The sequence below is a fragment of the Gluconobacter cerinus genome, assembly GCF_025961355.1.
Lineage (GTDB): Bacteria > Pseudomonadota > Alphaproteobacteria > Acetobacterales > Acetobacteraceae > Gluconobacter > Gluconobacter cerinus.
Map to the genome: position 1 here is coordinate 2,720,301 of NZ_JAOQNM010000001.1, position 18,379 is coordinate 2,738,679.

Consider the following 18,379-nt stretch of genomic DNA (forward strand, 5'->3'; position numbering starts at 1 on the left):
CCCCTGCTCTCACTTCCTTTGTTCGGACCGCACGCCACAGGTAGACACCATGACCTACATATCCGCTCCTCTTCCTAATCTCTCCCTTCTCTGGGGACGGGATGCGCGTGAAAATACCCCGCTTCACGAGCGGTTTTCTGCCGTTTTCGAAAAAATTCGGAAGCAGGCTCTTCAGGCCGAACTGAACCGCGAACTTCCTTTCGAGCAGATACGCCTTCTCAAGGAGAGTGGTTTCACGGCGCTTCGCGTTCCCGTAGCGCATGGTGGCCTCGGTGCCAGTCTTGAGGATCTGTTTTCTCTTATTACAGCGTTGGCCAAAGCGGATTCAAACGTTGCACAGGCGCTCCGAGCCCATTTCGGCTTCGTTGAGCATCTCCTGTTCGAACCCGATGGCCCCTATCGTACGAAATGGCTCGACCGGCTTGGAGCCGGGCAGACCGCAGGGGCCGCAGCCGCTGAAGGCCCGGCGTCCAAGCGTGATCTTTTCAGCACGACCCTATCCCAGAGAGATGGCCATTGGGTCATTAACGGCTCGAAGTTCTTCACGACCGGTTCTCTCTATGCCGACTGGCTGACTGTTACCGGCACCACGGAAGATGGCCAGACCGTCAAAACACTGGCTGCCCGCAATGATCCCGGCCTGGAAATTGTGGATGACTGGGACGGTGTTGGGCAACGCCTGACCGCCAGCGGCACGGCACATTTCCGCAACGTCCACACAGAAGACGCCGATCTGCGTTACGGCAACACGGCCTTCCCGTATTCCCAGGCATTCTTCCAGCTCTATCATCTGGCTACTGTTGCCGGGATTGCCCGCTCCGCTGCAACGGACGTCGCGGATGCCGTACGGCGCCGTAAACGCACCTTCAGCCATGGGAATGCAGACCTTCCCGCAGAAGATCCGCAGATCCTCGAAGTTGTCGGTCATGTCTTCAGTGGCGCCTATATCGCCGGTGCAGCTGTCGAACGCGCTGCCCGCGCCATTCAGGCCGTTGCGGATAGTCCTGCCTCGGAAATCGAACTTACGGTTGCGCGTGCTGAACTCGAAGTCTGGCAGGTACAGGATCGGATTTTGCCGCTGGTGCTGGAAGCCACGACGGCTTTGTTCGACGCGCTAAGCGGTGGTGCAACCTTGCGCGTCGTCGGATTGGATCGACATTGGCGCAACGTTCGCACGCTGGGTAATCACAACCCCCGTGTCTATCGCACGCGCGTCGTTGGGGACTACGCTGTCAATGGAACCCTGCCCCCCGCTCAGTGGCGCGTGGGGGTGGCGTAATGGGACAGCACATCATCCTCAACGGCTTTACGATGGCCACGGTCTCGCACCTGAATTACGGCCTGTGGCGCCATCCCGCTGATCAGACACATCGTTACAAGGACATCGGCTACTGGACTGAGCTTGCACGCACACTCGATGACGCTGGGTTCGATGTCCTGTTTATCGCGGATGCCCTCGGCCAGATTGATGTTTACGGCGGTAGTCCAGACGCTGCCCTGAAGCACGGTATCCAGTCCCCGCTGATCGATCCGCTTCTGCTGGTGTCCGCCATGGCCGCCGCGACGACGACGCTTGGTTTTGGCATCACGCTGTCCACGACGTATGAGCACCCCTATCTACTCGCCCGCAAGCTGACGACGCTCGACCATCTGACAAAGGGCCGTCTGGGCTGGAACATTGTGACGTCGCAGCAGGAAAGTGCGGCTCGCAATCTTGGATTAGACCAGCAGATACCCCATGACGAACGCTACGACCGGGCGGACGAGTTCATGAGCGTCGTTTACAAGTTGTGGCTGAAATCTTGGGAAGACGATGCTGTCATCCGAGGCCAAACGGCTTCAGGTGAGTGGATCTACACCGATCCGGCAAAAGTTCACCCTATACGGCATGAAGGCCAGTATTACCGCGTTCCGGACGGCCATACTGCCGAGCCCAGCGCGCAACGGGTTCCCGTTCTGCTTCAGGCAGGCGCTTCAGCCCGGGGTGGCGCATTCGCGGCGCGACATGCGGAAGTCATTTTCGTCGTTGGTGCCGGCGCAGAAGGGACACGAAAGAATGTCCGGCGTATTCGTGAGGACGCTGCTCGCGAAGGTCGCGATCCAGACAGCCTACGCTTCATTTGCGCCGCAGCAGTCGTAGTCGGGGAGACTGAAGAAGACGCTATTCGCAAATTTGCGGAATACAAAGCCTTCTACGATGCCACCGGATCGCTCATCCACTACTCCTCAATGACGGGTGTGGACTTCTCGAAGAACCAGACAGACGAGGTCCTGACCTATCGTCCGACGGAAGCCAGCCAGTCTGTCCTTGAACAGTTTGACCCTGCCATCAGTGGTCGTTCATGGACTATTGCAGAAGCCACAAGCCCGGCAGAAGGCTTTGGCCGTGCCAAAACTTTTGTCGGTACAGGTGAAACCGTCGCGGATCAGATTGAGCAGTGGCTCGAGGAATCCGAGACCGATGGCCTCAATCTAATCCAGCTCGTTAATCCGGACAGCTACAACGACTTCATCCGCCTCGTCCTGCCGGAACTGAAGCGTCGTGGCCGTATCAAGCCCAAGGACGGCAAAACCCTGCGTGAAAGGCTTTTCCCGCAGAATACGTCCGCACATCCAGCTCCCGACCACCCGGCCTGGCGCTGTTGACCCTCCCAAGACCTGAAAATTCCCGTTTCCTGTATCTTGTGAGTGTATCTCCATGCCCGCATTTTCATTTTCCAGCCGTAGCGCCAGTGGCTCCGTTTCTCTGATTGCCCTGCTGACCCTCTCGGTTAATACCTACGCTTTCGCTGATACTGCTTCTCCGGCCACCAAGGTGGGCACAAATCCGCGGCACGGCACGCCTGCACTGCCTGCTCACAAATCGGCTGCATCCCGCGCCATCAGCGCCAAAGCGACCGAGAGCATTGGGGTGGAAGGCCACCGGCAGGCTAACTGGGTGTCCAATCCCGTTTCTGCTGTTACCATTCGCGAATATGCTGCTGGGACCAATCCGCTCAAGGCCCTCACCCGACTACCTGGCGTTCTATTCAATTCCGGTGATCCGCAGGGCGTGAACACCTGGCAGAACTCCTTCCTGATGCACGGCTTTGATCAGAGCCAGATCGGCATGACGCTGGATGGGATTCCGCTTGGAGACCAGCAATTCAGCAACGTTAACGGCCTGAGCCCGACCTCCGCTATTTCGTCTGAAAACATTGAGCGTATGGATGTTTCGGCGTCTACCGGTTCGGAGAGCGTGGCCAGTACGTCCAATCTGGGCGGTACGGTGCAGTTTATTTCACGCGATCCGTCTCACAAACGTGGGGGCAGTGTGAACCAGACCTTCGGGAGTAATGCGACCTACCGGACGTTTGTGCGTCTCGAAAGCGGCGATCTGAACCGTCAGGGAACGCGCTTCTATGTCTCTTATGCCCGCAACGACACCACCAAATGGCGTGGTGGGCAGGACCAGTTCATGCAGCAGGTCAACGCCAAGGTTTTGCACCCTATCGGCCAGGACAGCCGCATTACAGCCTACTTCGACTACACCGATATGCAGATGCAGAACTATCAGGACTACAGCCTGGATATGTTCAATAATGGTGGCTACGCGATCGATAACTTCATCGGGCAGCCCGGCGGCTATGAAAAGGCATATCGTCTCGCTCTGGCCCAACGTGGGCTTCCGGGAGGGCAGGTTCCTGCAGCCTATGCCAACCTCAAGAGCCCTTACACCGCGTCTTATTACGAGGGCGCCCAGATGCAGCATTCCTATGTTGGGGGTGTATCGGCCGACCTTGCCCTGACTGATCGCTTGCGCTGGCAGAGTACGGTCTATGGGCATCGCTCCTATCAGCGCGGTTCAGTCGCAAGCCCTTTGATCTCGTCTCCTAACGGAGCGCCTCTGATCGATCAGGTTACCCAGCCCGATACGAACCGTTTCGGCTTTACGACGTCCCTGTCCTATCGCATCGCGCATAACGTGCTGAATGCAGGTCTTTGGTATGAAAATACCCATTTCGACATTAGTAAGCCACTTTACCAGCAGCCGCTGCTGCAGGACGTCCTCGACGGGACCGCAACACCCGTCAACGGGCTCGACAACCTCAAGAACCCTTTCCAGAATGGCTACCGACAGGTCTTTAATACCAACACGTTTGTCGCTTATTTCCAGGATACCTATCACGTTACCAGCACCATCGCGCTCCATGCTGGTTTCCGATCCGTCCTGAACACGACCCGCGTCGGCGCGCTCGCCAACTGGGAAACTTACACCCGCACGACCGCTATCGCTGGTGGAGACTCCCTCACGTCCAGCAAGCCTTTCCTGCCGCATTTCAGTGGGGAATGGCGCTTCGCTCCCGGCCATCAGCTCTATTTCGATATCGCGGAGAACGTGAAGGTTTATCCCGTCTCGGGCTACAACAGCGGTTCGTCGCCGTTCTCGACCTCACAGGCCGCCTATCAGGCCTCCAAAAGTACGCTGCGCCCCGAAACGGACTGGAATTTTGCAGGAGGCTATCGTTATACCGGCCGCCTCGTCAGCGGTTCGCTCTACGGCTATCACACGATCTTTTCCAACCGGCTGCAGCGCATCTCCACCGGTCCAACAACCCAGCCGTACACCACCATCCAGAACGTCGGTGGTGTGACGATGACCGGTGTGGATGGTGCCGTCACGCTCACACCCGTTAAGGGGCTGAGCCTGACCAACAGCATCAGCTACAACCACGCCGTCTATGACAACAACATTACTCAGACCGTCAACGGATCGCGGGTGACTTACAATATCCGCGGCCAGCAGGTCGTGGCCTATCCGCGTCTCATGTATCACGCTGACCTGTCTTACACCTGGCATGATCTTCAGGCGCATATCGAGGCCCAGTATGTCGGCAAGCGGAATCTTAGCTACACTGGCGACACGAAGGTCCCGTCCTACTGGCTGACTAATTTCGGTGCACGTTACGACCTGAGCAAACAGTTGCACCGCTTGTCTCACACGGGCTTTCTCCAGCACCTCTCGGTAGACCTGAACGTCTATAACCTGACGAACGTAAAATACATCTCCACCATGGGGCAGAACGGTTACCCTATGGCGGGTGATTACCAGTCTGTTGTCCTCGGTGCGCCACGCCAGTATTTCGGCGCTGTTCATGCGGATTTCTGACATGCAGACGACGTTTCCTGCCGCTCCGCTTCTGCCAGCCAGCCGCCTGCCCCGGAGCTTTACCCTCCAGTATGCTGGCCTTCTGGTCTTCATGATCGGAGATGGCGTCGAGGTCGGCTATCTGTCGCCGTTTCTGGTACAGACGGGCCAGACGGAGCACTTCGTAGCCCTTCTCTTCACAGCCTACGGACTCTTTGCTGCTCTGGCGGCCTGGTTCTCAGGCTTGCTGTGCGACATCTTTGGTAGTCGTGCCGTCATGACGGCTGGTCTGTTATTCTGGATCGTGCCGCAACTTCTGTTTCTTGGCGTTGCTATTCCGGCTCATTCTTCAGCCTTGCTACTCCTGACCTATGGGTTGCGAGGAGCAGGATATCCGCTGTTTTCTTATGGGCTGCTGACCCTGCTCGTCACCACGATCCGTCAGGACCGGTTGGGTCGTGCTGTCGGTCTGTTCTGGTTCTGCTTTACCTGCGGCTTGCCCACGGTCGGTTCTATCGTGGCGCAACTCCTGCTCCCCGTTTACGGCCAGTACATTACACTCTGGATCGCCCTTCTCGGCGTGGGAGCGGGTGGCCTCCTTGCCGTCCTGCCGCTGCCCACTACGCCACGTGCAGAGAAAGGCAGCCTGAAAGACATCGGTCCTACCCTGCGTGAAACGGTTCGTCAGATCCGGCACAATCCAGGCGTCGGTCTGGCGTGCATCGTGCGGGCGGTCAATTCCAGCGCTACGCATGGCCTGATCGTCTTCATGCCGTTCTTTTTCACGGGTCGTCTGGGCTTGTCCCAGGATGTATGGATCCGCTTTCTCGAAATCATCTTCGCCAGCAACATCGTCTTTAACCTGCTGATCGGTTTCGCCAGCGACTATATTTCATGGCGGCAGACCATCATCTGGTTTGGCGGTATTGGGAGCGCCGTGAGTTGCGTTGGTCTGTATTGGGTCCCGCTGCTGTACGCCCACAGTAGCCTGCTCGCGGTTTATGGCTCTGCCGCAGTTTTTGGCATGACGCTTGCCGGATATGTCCCGCTTTCGGCTCTGACACCGTCTCTTCTGCCGGATCACAAAGGTATCGCCATGTCCCTGCTGAACCTTGGTGCAGGGAGTAGCGTCTGGATCGGGCCTTTCATTGTTTACCTTTTTGAAGGCGCTGTCGGCACGCAGGGAATTATTCTCATCTACGCCGCACTGTTCCTGGCAAGCGCAATCCTGACCTTTTTCATTACGCTTCCGTCTCTCACGCGACCTGACCGCACCAGTAGTCAGGCACTCCCCCAATCCGAAGGAGTTCCCTCATGACACAGCTTACGATCGAAAAGGTCACATCCCGTATCGGCGCCATCGTCCATGGGATTAACGCCCGCGAACTTCTGCCTGAAGAACACAAAGCATTCATCCATGATGCTCTGCTGCGCCATAAAGTGATCTTCCTGCGCGACCAGTTCCTTGATGATGCCCAGCATGAAACGTTCAGTCGTGTCTTCGGAGATCCAATCCTTCACCCGACAATCCCCGCAGCCGCAGGAACGCCCTATACGTTCGAACTGAACTCCCGCAACGGGCGTTCCACGGATTCCTGGCACACAGACGTCACTTTCGTGCCGGCTTATCCCAAGGCCTCGATCCTGCGCGCTATCACGATCCCGCCCTACGGTGGCAGCACACTCTGGGCCAACACAGCAACGGCCTATGACGACCTCCCTGCGCCTCTGCAGCAGCTTGCCGACACACTTTGGGCCGTTCATGGCAACGACTACGACACCAATTTCTACAAATACGACACGCGCCACGAGGAAATTGCGGACTTCCGCGCTCGTTTCATTTCACGCCTTTACGAGACAGAGCACCCAGTCGTACGCGTTCATCCTGAGACCGGTGAGCGCACCCTTATCCTGGGCCATTTCTTCAAGGAAATTCGCGGCATCCCCACGCAGCATGCCAACCGGCTGCTGGAGATCTTCCAGTCTTACATCACGCAGATTGACAACACCGTTCGCTGGAACTGGAAACCGGGTGACGTTGCCATCTGGGACAACCGCGCCACCCAGCACTATGCTACAGCCGATTTCGATACTCATCCCCGGCTCCTGCGTCGTATCACCGTGCGTGGCGATATCCCACTCAGCATCACTGGGAAAAAGAGCCGGCTGCTCAAAGGTCCCGATAATGGTCAGGATCTGGATCACTGATACTCTATAATTTCGTAAGCCGAAACCGCTAGCGCGATGTATCCCGGGAATATGGGTAGAAGATATTATAACTGTACATCAAACGTTGTTTTCCAATGTGATTTCTCGTCCGTGATCCCTAATGCCAGTCTACCACCGTGACCTCTGATAATTTGGCGCGCGAGAGGCAATCCGATTCCGTTTCCCCCAGATTTGAAGGATACAAACGGCTCGAAGATTTGGTCCCGTAGATCCATATCTATACCCGGTCCATTATCGCGAACACGGATAGCAATCGTGTCATTCACAGCTTCGACAGCCAGTTGCACATGAGGATCAGGCTGTGTGAGAGCAGCCTCCGCGCCATTGTTCAGAAGGTTTAACAGCGCCTGCTCCATCTGCACGGCATCAAGCCAAACCATGATACGACCGGACGGTACGACGACATCCAGCGCCACGCATTCCTTCCATCGCGCAGTAAAAATTCGGGCAATCTCCTGAACCAATGCACCAAGGTCCGTTAATTTCAGATCTGGCTCTGGCAGGCGGGCAAGATCACGGTAACCACGAACAAAACGATCTAACCCTTCAGTACGGCGACGGATTGTCCCAAGTGCCTCGATGATCAGATCGTCTGTCTCATCACGCTCTCTCTTCAAACTGCATTGTTCGGCAAACAGATCCTCTGCCGTCGCCGACAGAGAAACGATGGGTGTGAGGGAATTCATGATTTCATGACTCAAAATCTGCAACAGATCACGAAGTGCCTGTGCTTCAGCAGCGTTCAGTCCGGCTTCAACGTCTGTCAGTGCCAGATACGCCACGATGCCTCCGGCGCCCCCACCCTTCCCCACTGATAACGCGTAGACCCGGGATGAGCCTCCGCTGGACGCCAGTCGGATCAAACGTTTCTCTGGCCCCGTCGCGTCATTTTCTAATGCCATGACAAGTGGTGGTGGTGGATCGCGGAGGACACCTTCCGTCATGAACAGACGCCGTGCCGCGCGATTGGCAGCATGCAGGGTGCCATCAATATACTGGATCAGCAGCGGAACCGGAGCATGGTCCAGCAGCGCCCGATTGCGCAGTTTTTCCCGGTCCACAGATCGCACGACGGAAGGTTCATGTCGTTTCAGGCGTCGTGCCATACGGATCTGTGCATCTACGACAGAGCCAGCACAAAACAATCCCAGGCACGATAGCAGAACAGCCGTTGCGTAAAATCCGTGCTGCCACGCCGGAGCCGTGATCAGACAGGCCGCTACGATGCCGGAAAGCAGCAGAAGCGTTTCAATCGCAACCCGCATTTAAAGCCCATACCTTGCCATCCGGCGGTAGAGCGCCGGTCGTGTCAGGCCCAGCTCCCGCGCCGCTTGTGTGACATTGAATCCGTGTTTGCGAAGAGTTGCCTCGATCAAGGACCGCTCTGTATCGCGTAGTGTAGGAGTGCTTTTTGAAGCCGCGTCCTGCCCGTTAGATGATGTCCAGCTCCATGTGCCCGTGAGGACCGCCCGCTCAACGGTTGCACGAAGGCTCCGCACGTTTTGCGGCCATGCTTCTCCACAGAGCAACTGACGCCGCTCTTCATCTATCGCTGGCTCCATCAGTCCGTGTCGAACTGAGAAATAGCGTAAAAAATGTCCGCTCAGGGCAAGGATATCCTCCGGTCGCTCGTGAAGAGGCGACAGCGGCAGTATTATCATCCCAAGATGCAGCATCAGTCGCTGGTCAAGAGCAGCCTCCAAACCAGTATGATCCACAGATGAAAGGGCAACGACCCGTGGGGGCGTGGGCTCATCCAGCCTGTCTGCCAGATGTCGTTGCATGGGTGCAGACAGCGCTTCAAAGTTGCGAAAGATCCACGTTCCGCCTTCTTCTGGCAGTCCCTCGCAATCTTCCGCGCGGATCGTCACTGCAGGATTGCTCTCCTGAGAAAGCGCATGAATGCGCCGTGCAAGAAGCATCTTACCAACCCCGGAGGGCCCCGTAATGACCAGTGGAGCACGAGTAATGGCCAAGCGGTCGGCTTCAGTGACAATACGGCGCAGTTTTTCCGATGCCACGATCATAACAGGATCGGTTTCAGCCGCCTGATCGGCCCGACGCCTCTTCAGAGTTGTGCCAACCAGCGCAAGAAGGCGCTCATTATTCCAGGGCTTCATAACGAAATCAGCAGCGCCTGCTCGCATCGCTGCAACCGCAATCGTTACGCCGCTATGGCCGGTTACGACGATCACAGGCAGATCCTGACGGAGAACCAAGATATCTTTGAGTAAGGCCAGCCCCTCTGCGCCGCTACTTTCGCCCTTCCTGTAATTGAGATCCAGCAGCACAAGGTCCACAGGGAAAGATGCAAGCTGTGTCAGAGCCTCTTCCGCTCCATACGCGGAAAGCATCTCGATCCCATTTCGGCGAAACAATAGCCTCGCAGCAATCTGCACATCGCGATCATCATCGACGAAGAGAAGACGGGGCACTAAGGACTTTCCTTCTCCCGATTCGTTGCAGAAATCATTCATTTCGATCTTGACAGGCCTTTCAAAGGTGTCCGGTTCCGGACACCACGTTCGAAAGCGGACATAACCTAGATAGACACCTTAATTTCTCCCTTATTTATCAATAAGATAAATTCGATAATCTCCATGATACACTGTTTGCCAACAGGAGAAACAGTGCATGGATCAACCCGTTTCCAAAGCGTCGTCGAACACTACGATGCGCCCGGCATCAGGCGCAGTTATGGATCGGGTGGTCCCTCCTTCGCGGCGTAAGGTCGTGCTCCGGAAGGCCCTGCGTTATGGCGCTCCCGTTGTAGTCATCGGTCTTCTCTGGACTGGATGGCGTCTCGTACCCGCGTCTGGAACGCTTTCGGTATCTCAGGACCAACTGACAGTCGCGACCATACAGTCCGCACCATTTCTCGATTATCTTCCAGTTCGCGCCACCGTTGCTCCGCTCAACGTCACTTTTATCGACGCCATACAAGGCGGAGAGGTTTCTGAAGTCGTGGCAAAGGATGGTGCCCTCGTGAAAAAGGGGGACGTTCTGGCACATCTGACCAATCCTCAGCTCCAGTTGGACGTCACATCCAGAGAAGCGCAGATCGCAAGCCAGCTCGGTGCAGTCAGCGCCCAGCGCCTGACCCTGCAACAGACCCGCACAAGCGAAGAAACGCAGCTTGCCGAGGCCAGATATAATCTCCTCAAGGCCCAGCGCGAGCTTTCCATCCGCCAGCAACTTCACGGACAAGGCTTTGAATCTGACGCGAACGTTCAGTCCTATCGTGACGAGGCTGACTATTACGCCCAGCGCCTAAAACGCCTTGAAAATGCACTGACACTGGATCTGAAGGTCGCGGATCGGCAGGGAAACGAGATCGACGAAGAAGCCCAGCGGCTGCGGTCCAATCTGGACGTCGTGGAGACCAGCCTCAATGCACTCGTCCTTCGTGCGCCGTTAGACGGCCGACTGACCAATTTTGACCTTCAGCCGGGGCAGTCATTGAAAGCTGGAGATAAGATCGGCCAGATCGATAGCGAGGGACAGTATCGTCTCGATGCGGACATTGATGAATTCTATCTAGGTCGCGTCGCAATCGGCGAACGGGCCGAGGCTGATCTTGGCGACACAAAACTGCCCATGACCGTATCCCGCGTGCATCCACAGGTTACGAACGGCCAGTTTCGCGCGGAACTCACGTTCGACCTTCCTCCGCCAGCAGGGTTAAGGCGCGGAGAAAGCGTCGATCTGCGCATCACGCTTGGTGAAACTCATCGTGCTCTCGTCCTGCCAAATGGCGCATGGCTGGAGGCGAGTGGCGGCTCTTCGGCCTTTGTCATGGCATCCGGAGATCACAGCGCTGACCGGGTTTCAATTACTTCCGGGCGTCGCAATCCCGAGCAGGTCGAAATTACCGGCGGGTTGCATGATGGAGATCGGGTGATCGTCTCCTCCTACAATGCCTACAAGAATTTCAACCATCTTTCGATCCACTGACAGGGCCGAACACCATGCTGATCGAACTCTCTCATATCCAGCGCCTCTACCGTTCCGATGAGGTGGAAACCACGGCCCTGCAGGACATCGACCTTCAGATCGAGACCGGCGAATTCGTCGCAATCATGGGGCCTTCAGGCTGCGGCAAATCCACCCTGCTTAACATCCTCGGCACGATCGACCGGCCGACCGGTGGCTCCTATCGCTTCGGCACACAGGAACTGACCGCAATGAACGAAGCGGAGCTTGCCAAATTCCGCCGGGAACATCTGGGATATGTCTTCCAGAGTTTTAACCTGATCGATGAGTTGACGATCGAAGAAAACATCGAACTGGCCCTCATCTACCGTGAGATGCCCAAAAGCGAGCGCAGGGAGCGCGTTGCGCATGCGATGGACCATGTCGGCATCGCGCACCGTGCACGGCATTATCCTTCTCAACTCTCAGGCGGCCAGCAGCAGCGCGCGGCCATTGCGCGCGCCATCGTAGGCCAGCCCAGTCTGATCCTCGCCGACGAGCCAACCGGTAACCTGGACACCGATAACGGCGCACAGGTGATGGATATCCTCCAGCGCCTCAATGACGAAGGCGCAACCATTATCATGGTCACACACTCCCCCAGCCACGCCGACCTCGCGCGCCGCCGCATCGACATGCTCGATGGTCAGGTCGTGGTCTCCGTCCGCAACGCTATCTGAGGTGGAGTAAGCGTCATGCTCATTACCATCTTGCGCAATATCGTCCGTCAGGCCCGCCGTCAGCCTCTTTATCTGGCTCTCAACGTGATCGGGCTGGGGCTCGGTATGGCGGTCTGTCTCGTTCTGACGTTGCAGGTTCGGTATGAATACAGCTTCAACGCATCCATTCCTGACGCTGCGAATGTTCTGCGCCTTGACGCTCATCACATGAATCCCGGAAACGCCCCTCAGGAGAACGCCGATGTGCCGTTCATCGCGTTTCCGTTCCTGCATACGGACTTCCCTCAGATCCTTGCCACGACACGCTATGAAACAGCGGATTATCAGCTTCGTGCAGGCGATCGCAGGGTCACGGCCGACACTGCTATGGTCGATCCATCTTTTTTCAATGTCATCACTCTGAAGCTCGAACGCGGCAATGCACGTACGGCGTTAACCCGGCCGGACGCGATCGTCCTTTCAGCCAATACGGCACAGGCCCTGTTTGGCACGACGGATGTGCTCGGACGCATCATCACGACAGACCATGAAGGCCACCGCGTCAGCCAGACGGTAACGGGCGTACTCGCACATCCAAGCGGGCCCGTGACGATTAGACCTGACGCTGTAACTCCCATTCCCGCCTACGAGATGGAAAAACCGCAATTCACACGCTGGGGCTCCAGTGCAGGCGATATTTTCATACGGGTACATCATACCGTCGATCGCAGTGTAATCTCACAAAACATGACCCGGTTTGTGATCGATCACGCATCCGGAGATGCGAATGACGATAAGAGCGAAGGTGTCCATCCCGAACGTCACTTCGGCCTTTCACTGGTCAGCCTGCGCGAAACGCATTTTCACGATCTACAGGTCATTGGTGGAGATGAGGCAACCGACCGATCGGTCGTCAATATTCTCGAACTGATCGGTGCTCTGGCGCTCCTGCTCGCCGTTTTCAACGCCGTTAATCTCGCAACGGCGCGGGCTGGTCTGCGTGCGCGAGAGGTGGCTATCCGTAAGACACTGGGCGCCACGCGAATGGTACTGTTCGTCCAGTTCGTAGGGGAAGCCATAGTCAATACCGCCGTGGGGGGCGCACTCGCGCTCGCCCTGTGTGAAGTTGCCCTCCCTTTCACGGCTGCCCTCACCGGTACGACCCTGCATATGGACTATGGCTTTACGCTTCCCTTCCTTTTCGGCGTCGTATTGCTGACTGGCCTTGCCTGTGGCCTCTACCCGGCGATCATTCTTTCGTCCTACCAACCGGCACACGTCCTTGCCGCAACCCGGATGCCGTCCGGCGGGCGCAGCGCGGCGCGTCTGCGGAATGGGCTCGTCATCATACAGTTCACATTCGCCGTGGCCTTCGCGATCTGTACGCTCGTGGTGAACCGGCAGGCCAATTTCATGCAGGCGCTGGATCTGGGCTTCGCACGTGAAGGCGTGCTTATCAGTTCCGGCGACATGGCGAATGATTCCGGAAAGCAGCGCGCCCTCATCGAAGCCCTGCGTCACACCCCTGGCGTGGTGTCCACATGTCTCTCCGAACTCACCCCGAATATCGACAATCGTCACCGATTTGATGTCACACCCGTTGGCTCGCATAGCGGAGACATTCACGTTCTCGGAGATACGATCGTTGGCGACTATGCCATGACGTATCGTCCTCGCCTGCTTGCCGGGCGCTGGTTTGACAGCAGCCACGGTCAAGACGACAGCCCCGGGGACGATGCATTCTATAAGGCGCCAGGTAAAACCTGGAACGTGGTCCTCAACCGTACCGCCCTGTCCCGACTGGGGTTTGTCACGCCTGAAAGCGCTGTTGGTGCTTTGGTCAAGGGCGGAGGTGTCACGTTACGGGTCATCGGCGTGACCGAAGACATGCGTTTCATTTCCGCACGCGAAGACGTCTCCCCCCAGATCACGTTCTATTCCACCGCGCCTCAGAGCTATCCGCACGCATCGGTCCGCTTTTCTGGTGCCTCTGAGAACATCATGAGAACACGTCTCAAGTCGGCATGGGATCAGGTTTTCCCGGATGCCCCTTCCAGCTTCGAGACAGTTCAGGAACGTATGTCCACGTTCTACATCACGGAACAGAGACGCGGCTGGCTGTTCTCCATTGCCTCAGGAATTGCCGTCACTATTGCATGCCTTGGACTGTATGGGCTTGCGTCCTTTATTGCACTTCGCAGAACGCATGAAGTCGGCATCCGCAAGGCTTTGGGGGCGACGAGCCAGAAGGTCCTCACGCTCATGTTGCGTGATTTCCTGCGCCCCGTGCTTGTCGCCTGCGCCCTCGCCGCTGTCCCGGCTTGGCTCGTGGTGCAGTCCTGGCTTTCAGGCTTCCATCAGCGGATCGCCGTCTCATGGCTCGATTTCGCGATTGTCGTCAGCGGAACCACCGCCATCGCTGCCCTCACCGTCCTTGGACAAACACTACGTCTCGCTCGCGCCGAACCGGCCCGTGCGCTCAGAGCGGAGTAAGCGTCATGCTGTCCCACATCGCCCTGGTTTTCTGGCGCGGCATCGTCCAGCGCCGTCTGTTCACAACACTGAACGTGCTTGGCATGGCACTCGGTATGGCAACGTTTCTCACGTTGGCCCTGATCGTGCGTTACGAATTCAGCTTTGACCGCTGGATTCCACACGCTGCGGACATTTACCGGCTGGACGCGTTCGATGACAGTGAGGCTTCCGTCTCCAGCATCCGCCTGATCGACGCACTACGCGCCGAACATCCGGACTGGAACGCGACCGCCGTCCTGCGAGGCTTTTCCGGAGCGACCATTCGCGTCAATGAAAACGCCTGGGACGTCTTCATTGCGCGCACCGACCCGCATCTGTTCGATGTCTTTGCCCTGCCGCTTCTGGAAGGAGACCCCGCAACGGCTCTGGTCCCAGACGGCGTGGTCATCTCACAGGCAGAAGCCCTCCGTTTCTTCGGGACCGACCATAGCATTCTTGGAAAAACACTCGACCTGACCCAGAAAGGGCAGGCTCACAGACTGCATGTCACGGGCGTTCTGAAGGAACCTCCCCCGAATACTACACCACGATTTGACATCATTGTTCCCTCTTCGGAGGCAGCCCTGCACATCAATGATCTCTGGCCAATGGCCACATCTGAAATCTGGCTGCGGGTCTCGCCATCGGTCGCATCTCAATTCCCCACCCTTCTCCAAGGTCTCGTACAGCGACATGCCGCAGGGCTGTCGGAACAAGACGCTAAAAAATATGTTGTCCGCGAGCGTGCTCTCACCAGTCTGCACTTCTTCGACGCCACCATTGGAATGCGAGGGACTGACAAACGCCTGCCAGTGATCCTCGGCATCGTTGGTCTGCTGGCACTCGGCGCAGGGCTGGTTAACTTCGTCACACTGTCCACGGCTCTTGCGGCAACCCGGGCCCGTGAAGTCGCGATGCGCAAGGTGCTGGGAGCGACGGTCTTGACGCTGGGACTGTCGTTTACGGCAGAAGCCATCGGGCTGGCATTGATCGCGGCCTTTGTCGCCCTCGCCCTGACTGAACTGACCCTGCCCTGGATCACTACGCTGAGTGGCTGGCCCATCCGGCTCGATTTTGGCTTTGCAGTGCCCCTCCTCATCATTACGGCCGTCATCGGAGGGGCCTGCGCAGGAGCCTATCCGTCATGGGTTCTCTCACGCTTCCGGCCGGCTACGGTTCTCTCGTCTGCCCGCCTGCCAGGAAGCGGTCGCCTAGGGAGCCGCCTGCGCGAAGGTCTGACCATCGTTCAGTTCTCCTTCGCTGTGACACTGACAATCTGCACGCTGGTCATCTTGCGCCAGACGCACCTGCTCGAGACCATGGACCGTGGGTTCCATCAATCCGGGCTTCTCGTAAGCCATTTGCCGAATGATCCGACCGAGCGTCTGCGCCAGCAGCGATTGAGCGATCTTGTACGTGACCTTCCAGGCGTCACTGGCGCTACGGTTTCGGACGATGCACCCGGTGGAGGTAGCGCAAGTATAACCTTCGACATAACGCGACCAGGAAATGCAACGCCTGCCATACTGGCTGTGATCGGAACAGAATCTTCGACGCTTCCAATCTGGGGGGCACATCTTCTCGCCGGGCGCCTGTTTGACAGCTCTCATGATTACGACAGCCGCCCCATGCCCGCGGCCCCATTCGACAGCTTTCTCATAAGGCAGACATGGAGCTTTGGCGCACATAATGTCGTCATCAATGAATCGGCAGTGCGAGCGCTTGGGTTCGCTAATGATGCAAGTGCCATCGGAACGCCGATTACATTGCATGGAAAGGATATCCAGACGATCATCGGCGTCATTGCCGATATGCGTTTCAAGGACAGTCGGGCCAGCGTCACACCTGCGCTTTACTATGCCATATCAGGACCGATTGGGTACGGCGTACTCTCTGTCCGCTACAGAAACGCTCCTGAAAACACAACGCGAGCAGCAATCGCTACGATCTGGAAGCAGGTCTATCCGGAAAGCGCGCTTAATCTGCGCAGTGTCGGTGACATCATTGATGAGGATGTCAGGCCAGAACACCAGCGCGGAATGCTGATGATTGTCGCCTCCTTTGTAACCCTCTCCATTTCCTGCGTCGGGCTCTACGGCATCGCCGTGTTCAATGTCCGCCGCAGATTATTCGAAATCGGGGTCCGTAAAGTGCTTGGCGCAACAGCCCAACAGGTGACACGCCTTTTGATCCTTCAGTTCCTGCGGCCCGTCATGATTGCGAACATCGTCGCCTGGCCGGTTGCCTGGTGGGTGATGCGTAACTGGCTGTCCGGGTTTGACCGCCGGATCAGCCTTTCTCCGCTCTATTTCACCCTGACTGCCCTGATCGTACTCGCGCTCGCGGTTCTCACCACTTTGTTCCAGATCCGCCGCGGTGCCCGCAGTGCACCGGCCATCGCTCTGGGCTCTTCATGAACCGCTGCTCTCCTCACCACTCAGGACCCTGCCCGATCATGAGACACAGCACGCCCCTCGTTCTTGCCCTGCTGGTCGCGTCCATGGCCGCTTTCCCAGTCCTTGCAGATGCTCAAACGTTGCAGGAGGCTTTGGCTCTCGCCTGCCGAAGCAATCCGACACTGCGGGGTGAGCAGGCCAATCAGCGCGCCATTACCGAAAACTCAGCGCAAGCCAGATCAGGCTGGAGGCCCACCGTTCAGCTCAACATGGACGCTTCCTATCAACAGGGTCCATACACCAGCGCCTTTGCGCTTGGCTCCTATACGTCCAACTCTGCTGAAGGTTATGTATCGGCCAAGCAGACGCTCTATTCATTCGGCCATGTCGCCAATCAGGTCCGTGCAGCGGACGCCCGTTCTCAAGCGGAACAGCATCAGTTGAGGCTCATTGAGGCGCAGGTCTTTACCAATGTCGTCACGGCCTACATGAATGTATTGCGAGACCGAAACATCCTCGACGTCCGTCGGGCAGATCTGGAGATGCTGACAAGGCAGGTCCAGTTGACAACCTCGCGTTACAATCTCGGCGGACAGCCCTCCGAGCAGGTCACGCGCACCGATGTCGAGCAGGCGGAGACGCGCCGACGGTCAGCAGAGGTTGCCGTTACACAGGCTCAGGCCACGCTTGCCGCATCCGTGGCCCAGTTTCGCGCAGTTATTGGCGCAGATCCCAGTGAACTCACAATGCCAGACAGCCTGCCGGGCCTGCCTGCAACGCTCGATCAGGCGCTGAAAACTGCGCTTATACTTAATCCACACCTCGCCCAGATGCAGGAAACAAAGAAAGCCACGTCTGCCGACATCGACACCGCCCGGTCACAGTGGGGGCCACAAATTCAGGTTCAGGGCACTTTCGGAACGATCGGTCCCGCCTCACCGTTCCGGGGTGGACAGTATGGCGAACAGGTGACTGGCGTCGTGCAACTCGTCCAGCCCCTCTACAACGGAGATCTGTACAATTCCCAGATCCGGCAGGCTCGCAACATAGATGAACAGGCCCGCGAGAACATTGAACTCGCGCGGCGGACCGCGCTTCAGGACGTGGCAACCAACTGGCATGCCGTTGAAAACGGATTACAGGCTATCAGTGCCGGGATTGCCGAAGTCAAATCCGGTGAGACGTCTCTCAAGGGATACCAGATCGAATATGGCTACGGTCTGCGGAGCACGACCGACGTCCTCTATGCCGATCAGAACCTGCGGTCAGCCCAGGTGGAACTCGCCAGCAGTCGTCATGATACCATCGTCGCAGAAGCAACGCTCCTCGCCGCGATGGGACGGCTTCAGAGTGGGGATCTTCTACCCGGAATGCCTCATTATGACGCTGCGGCAAAACTTCAGCATGCGCGGACACGCGGCTGGGAGCCTCTTCAGGCGCCAATCTCCGCTATCGACAAGGCTGGCTGGTAAGAAAGGAGA

At 57.4% G+C, this 18,379-nt stretch carries 12 protein-coding genes; 10 read left to right on the top strand and 2 right to left on the bottom strand.

Translation table 11 applies throughout. From position 1 onward, the window contains the following. Positions 1–49: 49 nt before the first annotated feature. From M2305_RS12715 to M2305_RS12735, 5 genes are read left to right on the top strand one after another with little or no spacing between them, the layout of a single operon-like run. Positions 50–1,279, top strand: coding sequence for an acyl-CoA dehydrogenase family protein (locus M2305_RS12715; protein WP_264649540.1), 1,230 nt, complete (start codon positions 50–52; stop codon positions 1,277–1,279). Beyond that, complete coding sequence (locus M2305_RS12720) at positions 1,279–2,646, top strand: LLM class flavin-dependent oxidoreductase (protein WP_264649541.1); 1,368 nt, start codon at positions 1,279–1,281, stop codon at positions 2,644–2,646. The genes M2305_RS12715 and M2305_RS12720 overlap by 1 nt, the downstream gene beginning before the upstream one ends. A 52-nt stretch (positions 2,647–2,698) precedes the next feature. Then, positions 2,699–5,149, top strand: a complete 2,451-nt coding sequence (locus M2305_RS12725) for a TonB-dependent receptor (RefSeq protein WP_264649542.1) — start codon at positions 2,699–2,701, stop codon at positions 5,147–5,149. 1 nt (position 5,150) lies between these two features. After that, on the top strand, positions 5,151–6,446 hold the full coding sequence (locus tag M2305_RS12730; protein ID WP_264649543.1) for an MFS transporter: 1,296 nt from the start codon (positions 5,151–5,153) through the stop codon (positions 6,444–6,446). Beyond that, positions 6,443–7,336 (top strand): TauD/TfdA dioxygenase family protein, encoded by an 894-nt coding sequence (locus M2305_RS12735; protein ID WP_264649544.1) that lies wholly within the window; start codon positions 6,443–6,445, stop codon positions 7,334–7,336. Before M2305_RS12730 ends, M2305_RS12735 begins: the two co-directional genes overlap by 4 nt. Positions 7,337–7,401: 65 nt before the next feature. Here the strand turns inward: M2305_RS12735 and M2305_RS12740 are convergent, their stop codons facing one another. Next, a complete protein-coding gene (locus tag M2305_RS12740) occupies positions 7,402–8,622 on the bottom strand; it encodes a sensor histidine kinase (protein WP_264649545.1) in 1,221 nt (406 codons plus the stop codon). Then, positions 8,623–9,792, bottom strand: coding sequence for a sigma-54-dependent transcriptional regulator (locus M2305_RS12745; RefSeq protein WP_264649546.1), 1,170 nt, complete (start codon positions 9,790–9,792; stop codon positions 8,623–8,625). 199 nt (positions 9,793–9,991) lie between these two features. Here M2305_RS12745 and M2305_RS12750 point away from each other — a divergent pair, with 199 nt between their 5' ends. The 5 genes from M2305_RS12750 to M2305_RS12770 are packed head-to-tail and all read left to right on the top strand — an operon-like array spanning position 9,992 to position 18,370. After that, positions 9,992–11,311: an efflux RND transporter periplasmic adaptor subunit gene (locus M2305_RS12750; RefSeq protein WP_264649547.1), complete on the top strand. Its 1,320-nt coding sequence runs from the start codon at positions 9,992–9,994 to the stop codon at positions 11,309–11,311. A 14-nt stretch (positions 11,312–11,325) separates the two neighbouring features. Next, positions 11,326–12,009 carry an ABC transporter ATP-binding protein gene (locus M2305_RS12755; protein WP_215766974.1) on the top strand — a complete coding sequence of 228 codons (684 nt, stop codon included), beginning with the start codon at positions 11,326–11,328 and terminating at the stop codon, positions 12,007–12,009. Between the two features lie 15 nt (positions 12,010–12,024). Further along, a complete protein-coding gene (locus tag M2305_RS12760) occupies positions 12,025–14,481 on the top strand; it encodes an ABC transporter permease (protein ID WP_264649548.1) in 2,457 nt (818 codons plus the stop codon). A 5-nt stretch (positions 14,482–14,486) separates the two neighbouring features. Further along, positions 14,487–16,919, top strand: a complete 2,433-nt coding sequence (locus M2305_RS12765; RefSeq protein WP_264649549.1) for an ABC transporter permease — start codon at positions 14,487–14,489, stop codon at positions 16,917–16,919. A 38-nt stretch (positions 16,920–16,957) separates the two neighbouring features. Continuing rightward, positions 16,958–18,370 carry a TolC family outer membrane protein gene (locus M2305_RS12770; protein ID WP_264649550.1) on the top strand — a complete coding sequence of 471 codons (1,413 nt, stop codon included), beginning with the start codon at positions 16,958–16,960 and terminating at the stop codon, positions 18,368–18,370. Positions 18,371–18,379 lie beyond the last annotated feature (9 nt).

Excerpts from the sequence above, each read along its gene's own strand:
- M2305_RS12715 (WP_264649540.1), top strand. The coding sequence starts at position 50 with ATGACCTACATATCCGCTCCTCTTCCTAATCTCTCCCTTCTCTGGGGA.
- M2305_RS12720 (WP_264649541.1), top strand. The coding sequence starts at position 1,279 with ATGGGACAGCACATCATCCTCAACGGCTTTACGATGGCCACGGTCTCG.
- M2305_RS12725 (WP_264649542.1), top strand. The coding sequence starts at position 2,699 with ATGCCCGCATTTTCATTTTCCAGCCGTAGCGCCAGTGGCTCCGTTTCT.
- M2305_RS12730 (WP_264649543.1), top strand. The coding sequence starts at position 5,151 with ATGCAGACGACGTTTCCTGCCGCTCCGCTTCTGCCAGCCAGCCGCCTG.
- M2305_RS12735 (WP_264649544.1), top strand. The coding sequence starts at position 6,443 with ATGACACAGCTTACGATCGAAAAGGTCACATCCCGTATCGGCGCCATC.
- M2305_RS12740 (WP_264649545.1), bottom strand. The coding sequence starts at position 8,622 with ATGCGGGTTGCGATTGAAACGCTTCTGCTGCTTTCCGGCATCGTAGCG.
- M2305_RS12750 (WP_264649547.1), top strand. The coding sequence starts at position 9,992 with ATGGATCAACCCGTTTCCAAAGCGTCGTCGAACACTACGATGCGCCCG.
- M2305_RS12755 (WP_215766974.1), top strand. The coding sequence starts at position 11,326 with ATGCTGATCGAACTCTCTCATATCCAGCGCCTCTACCGTTCCGATGAG.
- M2305_RS12760 (WP_264649548.1), top strand. The coding sequence starts at position 12,025 with ATGCTCATTACCATCTTGCGCAATATCGTCCGTCAGGCCCGCCGTCAG.
- M2305_RS12765 (WP_264649549.1), top strand. The coding sequence starts at position 14,487 with ATGCTGTCCCACATCGCCCTGGTTTTCTGGCGCGGCATCGTCCAGCGC.
- M2305_RS12770 (WP_264649550.1), top strand. The coding sequence starts at position 16,958 with ATGAGACACAGCACGCCCCTCGTTCTTGCCCTGCTGGTCGCGTCCATG.